This window comes from Salinispirillum marinum, from assembly GCF_042650105.1.
Taxonomy (GTDB): Bacteria; Pseudomonadota; Gammaproteobacteria; order Pseudomonadales; family Natronospirillaceae; genus Salinispirillum; species Salinispirillum marinum.
In genome coordinates this window covers 97610-110180 of the sequence record NZ_JBHSAL010000005.1, presented here as the reverse complement: position 1 = coordinate 110180, position 12571 = coordinate 97610, and the positions used below count along the sequence as shown (strand labels likewise).

Here is a 12571-nt window from a genome sequence, read left to right as displayed (position 1 = left end):
CTTTTGTTTGCTGGAACATTCCAAGATGTCAAAACGAGACTATTACGAAGTACTGGGTGTCGATCGCAAAGCGGATGCCAAAGAAATCAAAAAGGCATACCGCCGTTTGGCGATGAAATACCACCCGGACCGCAACTCCGACGACCCGGATTCCGACGCCAAATTCAAAGAGGCCAGTGAGGCCTATGAAGTTCTGGCCGACGAAGACAAACGCCACATCTACGACCAGCGCGGTCATGCGGGCCTTGAAGGTATGGGGGCTGGTGGCTTTGATGCCGGAGCGCATGGTAGCTTCAGTGACATTTTTGGTGATGTGTTTGGCGATATTTTTGGTGGTGGCCGTGGTGGTCGCTCGACCTCGCGGCGCGGTTCCGACTTGCGCTATAACCTTGAACTGAGCTTGGAAGAAGCCGTACGCGGAGTGGAAAAGAAAATCCGTGTGCCGACGTTGGTGGGTTGTAATACCTGTGACGGCAGCGGCGCAAAACCTGGCACCAAGCCCACCACCTGTACCGTGTGCCAAGGTACTGGCACAGTGCGTATGCAACAGGGCTTCTTTGCCGTACAACAAACCTGCCATGCATGTGGCGGGCGCGGCACCGTGATTGCCGACCCGTGCCATGACTGCCATGGCCGTGGTGTAAAAGAAGAAACGCGCACCCTGAACGTGAAAATTCCTGCCGGTGTTGATACCGGTGACCGTATTCGCTTGAGCGGTGAGGGTGAAGCGGGCATGCAAGGTGGCCCATCGGGTGACTTGTTTGTGCAGGTGATGGTACGTGAACACCCCATTTTTCAACGTGACGGCAGCAACCTGTATTGCGAAGTCCCCATTTCCTTTGCTGACGCCGCTTTAGGTGGCGAGCTGGAAGTGCCGACGCTGGAAGGCAAGGTTAAACTTAAAGTGCCGGAAGAAACGCAAACCGGCAAGCTGTTCCGCTTACGCAGCAAAGGCGTTACGTCTGTGCGCGGCGGCCCGCGTGGCGACCTATTATGCCGCGTGGTCATCGAAACGCCGGTGAAGCTTTCGAGCGCACAAAAAGATCTGCTGCGAGAGTTTCAAGCGTCTCTGGAAGGCAAGAAACACAACCATTCACCGAAAAAAACCACCTGGTTTGACGGTGTGAAGAAATTTTTCGACGGCATGTAGATAGATAGTTCGTAGGAGCGCGGCGCTCGCTACACAAGCAGGCGCGAATAAATTACATGTGGGGAGCAATCATGAACATCATCATCACGGGCGCACCGGGCCGCATGGGTCGAACCTTGGTTACACTGGTGCACGAACACTCCCGGTTGACCTTGGCTGGCGCGACGGATCGACCCGACAGCAGCTTGTTGGGCACCGATATCGGCGCGCTTTGCGGCTTGGGTGAATTGAATGTGCCGCTGGTGGATGATTTGGAACAGTGCGACCCAGCCGCCGATGTAGTGATTGATTTCACCACCCCGGCAGCTTCGATGGATCACTTGGAATACTGTCGTCAGCAAGGTATTGGCCTGGTGATCGGTACGACCGGGTTTAGCCCGGAAGAAAAAGATCTCATTGCTCAGGCGGCGCGTGAAATCCCCATCGTGTTTGCCCCTAACTATTCCGTGGGAGTCACCGTACTACTGAGCCTAGTAAAGCAAACCGCTGCGCTCTTGGGCGATGACTACGACGTAGAAATTGTCGAAATGCACCATCGGCATAAGGTAGATGCTCCCTCAGGTACGGCACTGCGGCTCGGTGAAGCCGCTGCCGAAGGGTTAGGGCGTAATCTGTACGATGTTGCCGTATATGGGCGAGAAGGCGCAGAGGGCCCGCGTGAGCAACAAACCATCGGTTTTGCCACCCTGCGCGGCGGCGATGTCGTCGGAGACCATACCGTGGTTTACGCCACCGAAGGCGAGCGCATAGAACTCACGCACAAAGCCAGCAACCGCAATACCTTTGCGAAAGGTGCTTTGCGCGCCGCCCAATGGCTGGTCGATCAACCGGCAGGTTTGTATGACATGCAGGATGTTTTGGGCCTGAAAAACGGGTGAACTTTTCATTGCGGTGAGGTTTTTACGGGCATAGAATATTCATAAATACCCATTTTTATTAGGTTTTGAATATGGCCAGCACCAGTATGAGTCTTGGCAAGCACTGGGAAGTATTTATCCAGAATCAGGTCAGTACCGGCCGGTACGGCTCGGCCAGTGAAGTGATCAGGGATGCACTACGTCAAATGGAAGAACGAAACAATAAGCTAGAAGCCTTACGCAAACATGTAGCTGAAGGCATAGCTCAGGCCGACGGAGGCGAGCTTACTGGCTATAATCGAGAAGCCTTACTTGAAGAGCTAAGGAGCTAATCGCTATCAATAACATGGATGTTGTATTCACCCCTCGCGCCAAAAAGGACCTCAAAGACATCTGGCAGTTCACGCAGTTCCGGTGGGGCAGTGCTCAAGCTGACCTCTATGTGTCGCGCTTACTCGATGCCATAGAACTGCTCAGCAGCATCCCTAGTGCAGGGCGGGTAAGGCCGGAGATCGGCAAGAACGTCCAGTGTCTATCTGTAGGAAGACACAGCATTTTCTATCGACAAACAGACGGTATTGAAATATTGGCGGTGGTGCATCAATCCATGGATCAATTTCAAGTTGAATGAAATGTTGGTTGACGGATATTTTGAGTGTTGCGAAATAGTTCAGAACTTCAGTAGGCAGATTGCTTACGCAATCCTTACGATCGTTTTCGATGCCCTGCGCTGAAAATTTGATCTTGATGCTTTGGTCGAAAAATCAACAACCTAGGTTATCCTTGCAAAAAATTCATCACACATAGCACCCGCCCCCCGCATATCCGGATGTAAAACTGCGAAATCTGTCTAAAAAACCCAATTTAACGCCAAAAAACCGTTGACCACTCCCAAATTCTCTGGTGTGATAACGGCACGTTCGGGCCTTGGCTGGGGCGTTACACCGCAGAAAAACACTGACGGGCACGGTTTTCCGATTCGTCGGTGAAAAAGCTACGGAGTTTGAAGCCAAGGGTTTCAATTTTGTAATAGCCGTGTAATATGGCTGCTGCAAACTGAATAACGATAAGAAATCGGTGTGCACACAGTCCCATGGGTGAACACCAACTTATGGAGTTCAGCGCAATTGTGCGTTGAGTTCGTGATAATAAAAGGGGAATCTTGAATGAAAGCTTTTAAACTTGCTTCTGGTTTTGCAGTTTCTGCATTGACGTTGGCGATCGCTGGCACTGCAGTGGCTGAAGCTACTACTGAAATGTCCTACACTGGTTCAGTGCGTGTTCAAACTGTTTTCGATTTGGAAGCTGAAAGCCGCGAAAACCAACTGCCTGGTTATGCTGCAGCTGATGAAGACTGGTACAACTTCAACATCACTACCACTGTGAAGCATGGCCCTATGAGCGGTAAAATCCGTGTAGGTATCCATGAAGATGAAAAGGCTGGTGGTAGTGGTTGGTCGCCAACGTCAGTTACTAATGACAAGAATAACGGATATGTTCGTGTATTTGACTTGCGCGTAGACGAAGGCGCTGTTTCTTTCGGTCAAATTGGCGACATCGCTGATACCGTTGGTAAATTGGAAGGCTTAACCGATTTCGATACTGCCGCTGAAACAGCATTAGATGCTGGCTTAGGTGTTAAATCAGCAGCACGTTACACTGTTGCCGATTTAGGCCTGAAAGTACAAGCTGAAGGTAACGATGTAGCCGATTTCGGTTTCGCTGCCGCTGTACACCAAGACTTGGGCGTAGCTCAAGTTTGGGCTGACTTCCAATACCGTGAGCCTGATGGCGGCAACTCTGATGTAGACGCAATCACTGGTTTAGGTGTGGCAGTTGAAGCTTCTCCAATTGATGCTTTGACCATTGAAGGTGCATTCCGTAATAACTCGGGCGCAGACGATTCAGCTTGGGCTGCTAAAGCCACATTCGCTGTGTCAGATACTATCTCTGTATACGGTCAAGTAGCTTCTATCAGTACTGAAAACGAGCGTATGGCTGTTCGTGCAGGTGGTTCTGCTGCATTTGCTCCGATTACTGTTGAAGGCTGGTTTGCTACTGACTTGACTGAAGATGCGGAAGACACTCGTGTATTCGGTAAAGTGAGCTATGCTGAAGGCGCTATCGGTGCTTACGGCGAAGCCAAAATGGGCTTAGGCGAAGGCCAAGGCTTGGAAGCTGAAGTTGGTGGTTCTTACACCACTGAGTCTGGCGTTAAATATGGTGCTGAATACGCCATGGGCGACGTAGCTGATGAAGATTCAGAAGCTAGCAAAGCAACTGTATATGCTGAATACAGCTTCTAATCTGACCCTTAAAGGTTAATTGAAGTTAAAAAGCCGGCATTAGCCGGCTTTTTTGTGTCTGTCATCTTCTGGACGTTGCGTTAACGTTCACATCTCAACTGTCGTCAAATTGCCATAAAATCGTCGTCATTTTGTCAACTTGCCCCTAGAAAATCTCTCCTGCGTTTTTGAGTAAATGCTCAATCCAAACTTCAGGGGAAATAACATGGTTGATGATAATAATAAGCCGGTTGAATTTGACCGTTTAATTGATTCTGCGGTCAGTCGTCGCAGTCTGTTGAAAATGGGTGGTGCAGTGGGTGCGACAGCCTTCATGGGTGGCGTATCCGGCGTGGCCGCGGCGGTAAACCAAGCCACAACGTTAATGAGCTTTGACAATATACCCACCAGCACGGCAGACGACATCATGCTGCCGCCGGGTTACCGTTACGATGTGCTGATGTCATGGGGTGACCCGGTTTTGCGTGGTGCACCGGAATTCTCACGCAGCAACAATGCAGAAGCACAAGCTGGCCAGTTTGGTGACAACACAGATGGCATGGAGCTCTACCACCTGACCAACGCCGATGGGTCAATGGACCCCAACCGGGCCGTACTGGCCGTGAACAGCGAATACTACAATGATGAATACCTGTTTACGCACGGTGAAGCCGCGAAAACCGCAGATGATGTGCGGCGTGGGCTGTATGCGCACGGCGTCACCGTGGTGGAGCTGGAACGCAACCGTAACGGTGAATGGGCGTATAAAAAGTCCTCAAACTTGAACCGTCGCTTACACGGTTACAGTGAGTTTGAACTGACCGGGCCTGTTGCCGGTACAGAATATGTGAAAACGTCGGAAGATACTTCCGGTCGTCGCGTGCTTGGTACCTTGAATAACTGTGGTGCCAGCCGCACGCCATGGGGCACCTACTTAACTTGTGAAGAGAACTTCAACGGTTATTTTGGGGCGCCAGAAGGTACGACGTTCACCCCGGCACAGCAGCGCTATGGTTTAAGCACTGGTGGTTTCGGTTACCAGTGGTGGCCACATGAGCGCCGTTTCAATGTCGCGCAAGAGCCGAACGAAGCGAATCGGTTTGGTTGGATTGTGGAAATTGATCCGATGAACCCGAATTCAACGCCGAAAAAGCGTACGGCGTTAGGACGGTTCAAGCACGAAAACGCAGCAGTGACGATCAATAAAGATGGTCGTGCGGTAGTGTACATGGGTGACGACGAGCGCGCCGAGTTCATCTATAAGTTTGTGTCGCGTGATCTGTACGACGCCAACAATCCCTCACGCAATGCAGACCTGCTGGAACAGGGCACGCTCTATGCGGCACGGTTTAACGAAAATGGCAGCGGCGACTGGTTGGAACTGACGTTCGGTCGCAACGGTTTAACGCCCAGCAATGGTTTCCGAGATGAAGCCGATGTGTTGGTGCGGGCACGTGAGGCGGCGACCTTCGTGGGTGCAACCACAATGGACCGTCCGGAGTGGGTCACGGTGCACCCCTCAGCCCCTATGGTCTTGTGTGCCTTGACCAACAATAGCCGCCGTACAGCGGAAACGACGAATGGTCCGAACCCACGGGCAGAAAACCATTTTGGTCAAATTGTACGCTGGACGCCGCACAATGGTGATCATACTTCCGATCGTTTTGGGTGGGACCTGTACGCAGTGGCCGGTAACCCGACAACTCAAACGGGTCTGTATGCCGGCAGTGACAACATTACGGCGGAGAATATGTTCAACAGCCCGGATGGATTGGCGTTCGACCGTTTCGGTCGCTTGTGGATCCAAACCGATGGTAACTTCAGCAATGAAGGTCGTTATGCCGGTCAAGGCAACAACATGATGTTGTGTGGTGATCCGGTAACAGGCCATATCCGCCGTTTTATGGTGGGGCCGGTTGGCTGTGAAGTGACGGGTATTACGTTCAGTGACGACCATCGCGCCATGATGGTAGGGATCCAGCACCCAACGGGCGCTTGGCCGAATGCAGGTCGTGATGGTGTGCCGCGTTCATCGGTGATCACAATCTATCGTGAAGATGGCGGTGTTATTGGTGCCTAAAGCACTCGGGGAGGGCTCGTCCCTCCCCGGTTTTCTATACGGCTAAAATAAACTTTCTAATCCACTCCGCTACTAATTCCGGCTTTTCCGCGTGCAACCAGTGTCCGGTGCCGCCGACGATTCGACCTTTGGCATTGGGAAAAAGCCCCGTAATGGTGGGCTGGTCTTCTTTGCTGACGTAATCGGAAAGCTCCCCGACTAAAAACTGTGTTGGGCCGGTGTACTTCCCCGATTCAACCGGAAAATCCGCTAAATCTTCGTAGTGTCCATACAAAGCCTGCCAGTTGATCCGCCATTGGAAGCCCTGATCGGTGCGCTCCAGGTTTTTTAGGATAAACGTTCGTACATCCGTGGTTTGAATATGTTCTTGTAAGATCGCTTCAGCATCTTGTCGCGTTTGAGGTTTCGCTTCGACCACGGCGAGTAAACCGGCAAATACATCGCGGTGGCGTATGGGATATCGTTTCGGGGCAATATCCACCACCGTTAAACTGCTTACCCGTTCCGGGTGTTGTAGGGCAAAGGTCATCGCAATTTTGCCGCCCATGGAATGGCCAACAATATGCGCTTTGGGGAGATTAAGATCATCCATCAAGGCCGCAATATCAGCCGCCATGGTGGTATAGCGAATATCATTGTTATGCGGCGAGCGACCATGGTTGCGCATGTCGGGTAAGATCAAGCGGAAGTGGTCTTTCAAAATACGGCTGACGCCGCCCCAGTTCAGACCATCGCCGAACAGGCCGTGAATAATGATGACGGGTTCGCCATCGCCTTGGGTTCGGTAGTGCAGTTTCATGCAGTTTTCCATTGTGAACCATTAAGCATGCGCAGTAGGATACGTGATAGAACACACATAGGCTACGGTAGGCCTGCGCAATGCTTTTGTTGGCGTTGTCATAAATTGATGCTGTTGGAGAAGCCTGTTAGTGGAACCGGTCTATTTTTTAATTGCGCTCAGCACCTTGTTGTTTGTGGGTGTCATCGTCATTCTGCATTTTGAAGTGTTTGTGTGGTTTAGTCGTCAGATGGAGCGTCCAGGGTATCCTCCACGGGTTCGCATGGTATTGTTGATGTTTGGCATATTGGCGCTGCATGTGGTTGAAATCTGGCTCTTTGCTGCGCTGGTTTGGTTTTTATTACTGTTCGATGGTGCAGGTCAGATACACGCACACTACGCCGTCGGCTTTTTGGATACGGTTTATTTGTCGGCCGTTACCTACACGACCGTAGGCTATGGTGATATTTGGGCGGAAGGGCCTATTCGGTTTGTGCTCGGAACAGAAGCGTTGGTGGGTTTTGCGCTCATTACATGGTCAGCCTCCTTAACCTTTATTGAAATGCAGAAGCATTGGCTACCGAAACGATCGCCGATGGAGTAGTAGTGTTTAGGCTTCCGCCAACAATCGCTGTTTGGCGATCTTAATCACCTGTGTACGCAGGTTCAGCATGACATCACTTTCCGTTTGCCAATAGTGCCAGTAAAGCGGGGTAGATAGGGCATAACCGGGCACAACGTCGACCAACTCGCCACTGGCGAGCAAGTCACGGAATTGCAGTTCTGGAATCATCCCGTAGCCGAGGCCGACGCGAGTGGCCTCAACAAAGCCTTCCGATGAGGGGCAGTAATGTATGCGTTGGGGTGTTCCACCCACTACCGTCGCCAAAAATTCGTGCTGCAATGGGTCATCGCGGTTAAACACCAAACAGGGCGCATCCGGTAGCCGGGAAAGGTCCTTTAACCCATAGTTCGCAATAAACTCGGGCGAGGCTACGGCCCGGTAACGTAAATACCCCAAGAAGGCGACGCGACCGCCGTTTACCGGTTCGGCACTGGCGCATAAGCACGCCATCACCTCGCCTTGGCGCATCCGACGCAGCCCAACCGCCTGATCTTCCACTAACAGATCAAAAGAAACATTGGGATGGTCGGGTAAAACCAAGGCTTCGGGTAACCAGGTTGCCAGCGAGTCGGCGTTTACGGTTAAACGCACCGTGAGTTGATTGGGCGTGCTGGCAATGCCCAGTCCCGCCTCCAATAATCGTACCTGCTGCCAGTGGCTGTGCAAACGCTGGCCCATGGCTGTGGCCTTGGGCGGCGTAGTGCGCATCAAAACCGGTTGGCCGATCAGTGCTTCCAAGTGTTTTACGCGCTGGCTAACCGCCGATTGTGTGATAAACAGGTGACGCGCGGCGCGTTCAAAGCCGCCATGCTCGATCACCATGGCAAGGGCTTGCAGACCTCGATAATCAATCATTAGATACTCTTATGATGCAGAAGAATTATGTGTTGGATTAATGATACGCCACGCTGCTATCTTGCCCAAATGAAACTGTTGTCCAAATAAAGGTGAGGGATAGTTATGCTGTGGTCGCTGTTAACCGGCTTTGTGGTCACCATCGGCTTGATCGTAGCGATCGGTGCGCAAAATGCTTGGGTGTTGAGCCAGAGTATGCGTGGTGGACATCGCGGTGTTATCGCCATGGTGTGTATTTTGTGTGATGCAGGTTTGATTATTTTGGGCGTCTACGGAATTCATTGGGTGCAGGCGATTGTGCCTGACCTCGTGCCGGTGCTGACATGGCTTGGTGTGGCGTTGTTATTGTGGTTAGCGAGCCAGTCGGCGTGGCGAGCATGGCAGGGTACTTCAGGCTTGCAGGCAGATTTGGCGACGGGCTTGGGTGGGCGCTGGAAAACCGCTGGCACTGCGCTAGCTATTACACTACTGAATCCGCATGTGTATCTTGATACCGTGGTATTGATTGGCAGTATTGGTGCGCAACAGGCAGCGCCGCCGTGGTTTGTATTGGGGGCTTGTTTAGCGTCGTTTACGTGGTTTACCGCGCTCACCGGATTTGCTCCGAAACTGGCCAGTTATCTGCGTTCGCCAGCCCGTTGGCGGGCTTTTGATGCGGGCATGTCGGCATTGTTGGTTGTGGTGGCGGTTTCCTTAGTTTGGCACGGATAAATGTATGGTGACATTAACCATCGCGCAGCAAGCGTTCGAAATAGAGCCGGACAAAACGCTTTATGAAGCGTTGTTGGGACAGGGATTGGCGCTGCGCAAAGCCTGCATTAACGGCGCTTGCGGGGTGTGTCGGTACCGGTTGGTGGCGGGACATATCGATTACCGTGGCCGTACCCCCTATGGTTTAGACGAAGCAGCACGAAGAGAGGGGTTTATCTTGCCTTGCATCGCTTATCCGATCGGAGACGTTGGTTTAAGTGAGCTACGCCGTTAATGCAATGCGTTAAGCCACCCGCCTAGCAGCAGAGAGACGGCAAACAGGGGTAGGCTCCACGCATGAAATTCTTTCCACAGTCCGGGCTGGCGAGCCAGTCGCAGCGCAATCAGGTTCGCCAAGGAGCCCAACATAAAGCCTAAGCCGCCCACGCTCACTCCCCACGCCAGGGTGCGCCAATCGGACGTGAATTCAGCCAGCAATATATTGGCTGGTACGTTCGACATTGCTTGCGAGAGTAGCACCGAGCAGATGAATAGGGCATCTTAGGGCATGGACTGCATTTGAATGAGGTCAAGGTGTTGCATCATCCACTGGTGGGTTTTGTCGTTGTCGCCTTGTCGCCAACCGGCGACGATCTGAATGTCCGCCACATCCGGTTGTTCAACCAGTTCTTTGACGATCAGCTCACCCGCGAAAATTTCCTTTTGAATGCGATGTAAGGGCAGAAAGCCGATACCCAACCCCTGTTTCTGCGCGATGATCTTGGTTGCCATGTCCGGCACCATGATTTCGCGCTTGCGCTTGCGAATGCCGGCGGTCAATGGAGCGATTTGGCGAGCGGTGTCCTTCACAGTCACCACCGGGAAATCGGCCATGTCGTCTTCAGTAATCGCCCGATCAATGGCCGCTAAGGGATGGCTTCCCGCCACCGCCAGCACCATTTGCATTGAGCCAATGACGCGTGTCTGAATACCCGATGCGTTGGGCTTCGACAAATTCGGAGCTAAGACCAAATCCACCTGATGATTGATCAGTAACTCCCAAGTACCTGACAAGGTACCCTGTTGAATATGTATAGGCACCCAGGGGATATCCAGCTGCGCCTTACTGAGCAGCGGTACGACTTGACTGAAATCCAATACGTGATCAACCGCGAGGCTGTATTGGGTCGTCCAGCCTTCGGCAAGGCGTTGTGAACTGTGCGCCAAATTGTCGAGTGAAGTCAGAATATGGCGGCCTTCCTTCAGGATATGGCGCGCACTCTCCGTCCATTCGGCGCGGTGGCCGCTGCGGTCAAACAAGGTGATGTCGAGGTCTTTTTCGCACTTTTGCAATGTGTAGGTCAGGGCCGAAGGCACTTTGTGCAATTGCTCGGCTGCCGCCGCGAAGCTCCCATGTCGGTCAATGGCGTCGAGTGTTTTGATCAGGTCGATGGTAATCGGGTTGTGAGCCATGTTCGGCACTCATTCAAACTTTTTGAAATCATCCGCCAGATTATTCCGTTATTCAAGTGCCGATAGAGGGTCTACTCTAACCGCATCACTCAAATGAAGAGGTAATGATCATGACCACGAGAACTGTTGCCCGCTTGGCGAAAGGTATGCCGACTCAGGACGGCGCAGGCGTTAGCCTGTCACGCATTATCGGCAACCCGTACTTGCAGCGTTTGGATCCTTTCTTAATGCTGGATGAATTTAAGTCAGACGACCCGAACGACTATATTGCGGGCTTTCCATCGCACCCACACCGGGGCTTTGAAACCGTGACCTACCTGATCGAAGGCAGTGTGCGCCACCGTGACCACATGGGCAGCGAAGGCTATTTAGGGCCAGGCTCTATTCAATGGATGACGGCGGGGCGCGGCATTATTCATGAAGAAATGCCACAGCAGGAAAATGGCTTGCTGTGGGGCTTCCAGCTGTGGGTAAACCTGCCAGCGAAAGACAAAATGATCGACCCGCGCTATCAGGATATTCCGGCCAGCGATGTACCCGAAGTGGATGTGCCCGTGGGTAAAGTGCGTGTGTTGGCAGGTTCCTTGAAGGGTGTAACCGGGCCAGTCAGTGGCGTGGCTACTCAACCACGCTTCTTTGATGTGCGCTGGGAGCAAGCAGGTGAATTTGAGCACGACTTGCCCGCCGAGCATACCGGGTTTATCTACGCGTACAAGGGTGAGTTGAATGTAGCAGGTCAGGTCATTCGTGAAGGCGAAGTGGCGGTGTTGAGCGAGGGCGATTCAGTGAGCATCTCCGCGCAAGCTCACAGCGGTGCATTGTTGATCGCTGGCCAGCCGTTGAAAGAACCTATTGTGCAGTATGGTCCGTTCGTGATGAACACACCGCAGGAAATCGAACAAGCGATTCGAGACTATCAGTCCGGGCGATTGGTTTCGTAGCTTTCTACTTGCATGGGACACCATGGGCTTTCGGGGTGTGCCAATAGCGCTTCACGGCAGGCCGAAAGGCGCGCTTTATGGCACACACCCTACGCCCATTGCAGTTCAGTATCATGGTGTAATATGAAAGCGGACTGACTGATTCTTAATCTGCTTTTTCTGGCTTTGGCCTTGGGTTCAAGCAGGGCGCAGGGCGTATGCCTCAAGGTGCGATCAATTGCGATAGCAATTGACACCGCCACCAGGCGCCCGCAGGGGGAGAAAAATGCACAATCATTTTTCTCAGTCACTCCCGGCCTGCCGTGGAGCGCCAGAGGCATACCCCGAGAGCCCTACGGACTAAAACCGACAGACACAAAAAAGCCAGCTTGAGCTGGCTTTTATGTCCACGGATGGACGGTATTCTGGCAACGCAGGAGCAGTTGCCAGTGTTGTCTCCGAAGAGACGCTAGGACCTTGTCGGTCGTTATTACGCTTTCAGCGCTTTAACGTGACCCGACAAACGGCTCATGGTGCGCGCGGCCTTGTTTTTAGAGATAATGCCCTTACGAGCCATACCATCTAACTTAGGCTGTGCGGCAGACAAAGCGGTTTTGGCTGCCTCGTAATTGCCAGTTTCAATCTGTGCAACTACTTTCTTCACATATGTGCGGACCATAGAGCGCAGGCTAGCATTGTGTGCACGGCGACCAATCGCTTGACGTGCACGTTTACGAGAACCAGGGTTGTTTGCCACAGTGTGTGCGCTCCTATTACGAAATTAAGCTCATGATACGTGTTCAAAAACAGAACCCTATCAAAGAGAGCGCGCGATTCTAGATCTACTGCCTATTCTTG

General features: G+C 52.4%; 15 protein-coding genes. 10 read left to right on the top strand and 5 right to left on the bottom strand.

Annotated elements, in window-relative coordinates; genetic code table 11:
- Positions 1 to 25: 25 nt before the first annotated feature.
- The 6 genes from dnaJ (at position 26) to ACFOSD_RS13915 (ending at position 6372) form a co-directional block, all read left to right on the top strand.
- Positions 26 to 1150: a molecular chaperone DnaJ gene (dnaJ, locus tag ACFOSD_RS13940; RefSeq protein ID WP_380697566.1), complete on the top strand. Its 1125-nt coding sequence runs from the start codon at positions 26 to 28 to the stop codon at positions 1148 to 1150.
- 71 nt (positions 1151 to 1221) lie between these two features.
- A complete protein-coding gene (dapB, locus tag ACFOSD_RS13935; RefSeq protein ID WP_380697563.1) occupies positions 1222 to 2028 on the top strand; it encodes a 4-hydroxy-tetrahydrodipicolinate reductase in 807 nt (268 codons plus the stop codon).
- Between the two features lie 71 nt (positions 2029 to 2099).
- Positions 2100 to 2339: a type II toxin-antitoxin system ParD family antitoxin gene (locus ACFOSD_RS13930; RefSeq protein WP_380697560.1), complete on the top strand. Its 240-nt coding sequence runs from the start codon at positions 2100 to 2102 to the stop codon at positions 2337 to 2339.
- Positions 2340 to 2353: 14 nt separating this feature from the next.
- On the top strand, positions 2354 to 2638 hold the full coding sequence (locus ACFOSD_RS13925; RefSeq protein WP_380697557.1) for a type II toxin-antitoxin system RelE/ParE family toxin: 285 nt from the start codon (positions 2354 to 2356) through the stop codon (positions 2636 to 2638).
- Between the two features lie 535 nt (positions 2639 to 3173).
- Positions 3174 to 4313 (top strand): hypothetical protein, encoded by a 1140-nt coding sequence (locus ACFOSD_RS13920; protein WP_380697553.1) that lies wholly within the window; start codon positions 3174 to 3176, stop codon positions 4311 to 4313.
- 205 nt (positions 4314 to 4518) lie between these two features.
- Entirely contained in the window at positions 4519 to 6372 is a 1854-nt protein-coding gene (locus tag ACFOSD_RS13915) for a PhoX family protein (protein ID WP_380697550.1), read from the top strand.
- 34 nt (positions 6373 to 6406) lie between these two features.
- Here the strand turns inward: ACFOSD_RS13915 and ACFOSD_RS13910 are convergent, their stop codons facing one another.
- Positions 6407 to 7171: an alpha/beta fold hydrolase gene (locus tag ACFOSD_RS13910; RefSeq protein WP_380697547.1), complete on the bottom strand. Its 765-nt coding sequence runs from the start codon at positions 7169 to 7171 to the stop codon at positions 6407 to 6409.
- A 130-nt stretch (positions 7172 to 7301) separates the two neighbouring features.
- Between ACFOSD_RS13910 and ACFOSD_RS13905 the strand changes: the two genes are divergently transcribed.
- A complete protein-coding gene (locus ACFOSD_RS13905; protein WP_380697544.1) occupies positions 7302 to 7754 on the top strand; it encodes an ion channel in 453 nt (150 codons plus the stop codon).
- Positions 7755 to 7760: 6 nt separating this feature from the next.
- Here ACFOSD_RS13905 and ACFOSD_RS13900 read toward each other — a convergent pair whose 3' ends face one another.
- On the bottom strand, positions 7761 to 8630 hold the full coding sequence (locus ACFOSD_RS13900) for a LysR family transcriptional regulator ArgP (protein WP_380697541.1): 870 nt from the start codon (positions 8628 to 8630) through the stop codon (positions 7761 to 7763).
- A gap of 105 nt (positions 8631 to 8735) precedes the next feature.
- Between ACFOSD_RS13900 and ACFOSD_RS13895 the strand changes: the two genes are divergently transcribed.
- A complete protein-coding gene (locus ACFOSD_RS13895) occupies positions 8736 to 9341 on the top strand; it encodes a LysE/ArgO family amino acid transporter (protein ID WP_380697538.1) in 606 nt (201 codons plus the stop codon).
- 4 nt (positions 9342 to 9345) lie between these two features.
- Entirely contained in the window at positions 9346 to 9615 is a 270-nt protein-coding gene (locus tag ACFOSD_RS13890; protein WP_380697535.1) for a 2Fe-2S iron-sulfur cluster-binding protein, read from the top strand.
- Here the strand turns inward: ACFOSD_RS13890 and ACFOSD_RS13885 are convergent.
- Positions 9612 to 9842, bottom strand: coding sequence for a hypothetical protein (locus tag ACFOSD_RS13885; protein WP_380697532.1), 231 nt, complete (start codon positions 9840 to 9842; stop codon positions 9612 to 9614). The two genes, ACFOSD_RS13890 and ACFOSD_RS13885, sit on opposite strands and share 4 nt — an antisense overlap.
- Before the next feature lie 39 nt (positions 9843 to 9881).
- Positions 9882 to 10793: a LysR substrate-binding domain-containing protein gene (locus ACFOSD_RS13880; RefSeq protein ID WP_380697529.1), complete on the bottom strand. Its 912-nt coding sequence runs from the start codon at positions 10791 to 10793 to the stop codon at positions 9882 to 9884.
- Between the two features lie 110 nt (positions 10794 to 10903).
- Here ACFOSD_RS13880 and ACFOSD_RS13875 point away from each other — a divergent pair, with 110 nt between their 5' ends.
- A complete protein-coding gene (locus tag ACFOSD_RS13875) occupies positions 10904 to 11734 on the top strand; it encodes a pirin family protein (protein ID WP_380697526.1) in 831 nt (276 codons plus the stop codon).
- Positions 11735 to 12203: 469 nt separating this feature from the next.
- Here ACFOSD_RS13875 and rpsT read toward each other — a convergent pair whose 3' ends face one another.
- Positions 12204 to 12470, bottom strand: coding sequence for a 30S ribosomal protein S20 (gene rpsT / locus ACFOSD_RS13870; protein WP_380697523.1), 267 nt, complete (start codon positions 12468 to 12470; stop codon positions 12204 to 12206).
- Positions 12471 to 12571: the final 101 nt, after the last annotated feature.

What these genes read in the sequence shown, in the direction of transcription:
- ACFOSD_RS13900 (WP_380697541.1), bottom strand. Translation starts at nt 8,630, where the DNA reads ATGATTGATTATCGAGGTCTGCAAGCCCTTGCCATGGTGATCGAGCAT.
- dnaJ (WP_380697566.1), top strand. Translation starts at nt 26, where the DNA reads ATGTCAAAACGAGACTATTACGAAGTACTGGGTGTCGATCGCAAAGCG.
- ACFOSD_RS13925 (WP_380697557.1), top strand. Translation starts at nt 2,354, where the DNA reads ATGGATGTTGTATTCACCCCTCGCGCCAAAAAGGACCTCAAAGACATC.
- ACFOSD_RS13885 (WP_380697532.1), bottom strand. Translation starts at nt 9,842, where the DNA reads ATGTCGAACGTACCAGCCAATATATTGCTGGCTGAATTCACGTCCGAT.
- dapB (WP_380697563.1), top strand. Translation starts at nt 1,222, where the DNA reads ATGAACATCATCATCACGGGCGCACCGGGCCGCATGGGTCGAACCTTG.
- ACFOSD_RS13875 (WP_380697526.1), top strand. Translation starts at nt 10,904, where the DNA reads ATGACCACGAGAACTGTTGCCCGCTTGGCGAAAGGTATGCCGACTCAG.
- ACFOSD_RS13915 (WP_380697550.1), top strand. Translation starts at nt 4,519, where the DNA reads ATGGTTGATGATAATAATAAGCCGGTTGAATTTGACCGTTTAATTGAT.
- ACFOSD_RS13895 (WP_380697538.1), top strand. Translation starts at nt 8,736, where the DNA reads ATGCTGTGGTCGCTGTTAACCGGCTTTGTGGTCACCATCGGCTTGATC.
- ACFOSD_RS13880 (WP_380697529.1), bottom strand. Translation starts at nt 10,793, where the DNA reads ATGGCTCACAACCCGATTACCATCGACCTGATCAAAACACTCGACGCC.
- ACFOSD_RS13920 (WP_380697553.1), top strand. Translation starts at nt 3,174, where the DNA reads ATGAAAGCTTTTAAACTTGCTTCTGGTTTTGCAGTTTCTGCATTGACG.
- ACFOSD_RS13890 (WP_380697535.1), top strand. Translation starts at nt 9,346, where the DNA reads ATGGTGACATTAACCATCGCGCAGCAAGCGTTCGAAATAGAGCCGGAC.
- ACFOSD_RS13910 (WP_380697547.1), bottom strand. Translation starts at nt 7,171, where the DNA reads ATGAAACTGCACTACCGAACCCAAGGCGATGGCGAACCCGTCATCATT.
- ACFOSD_RS13930 (WP_380697560.1), top strand. Translation starts at nt 2,100, where the DNA reads ATGGCCAGCACCAGTATGAGTCTTGGCAAGCACTGGGAAGTATTTATC.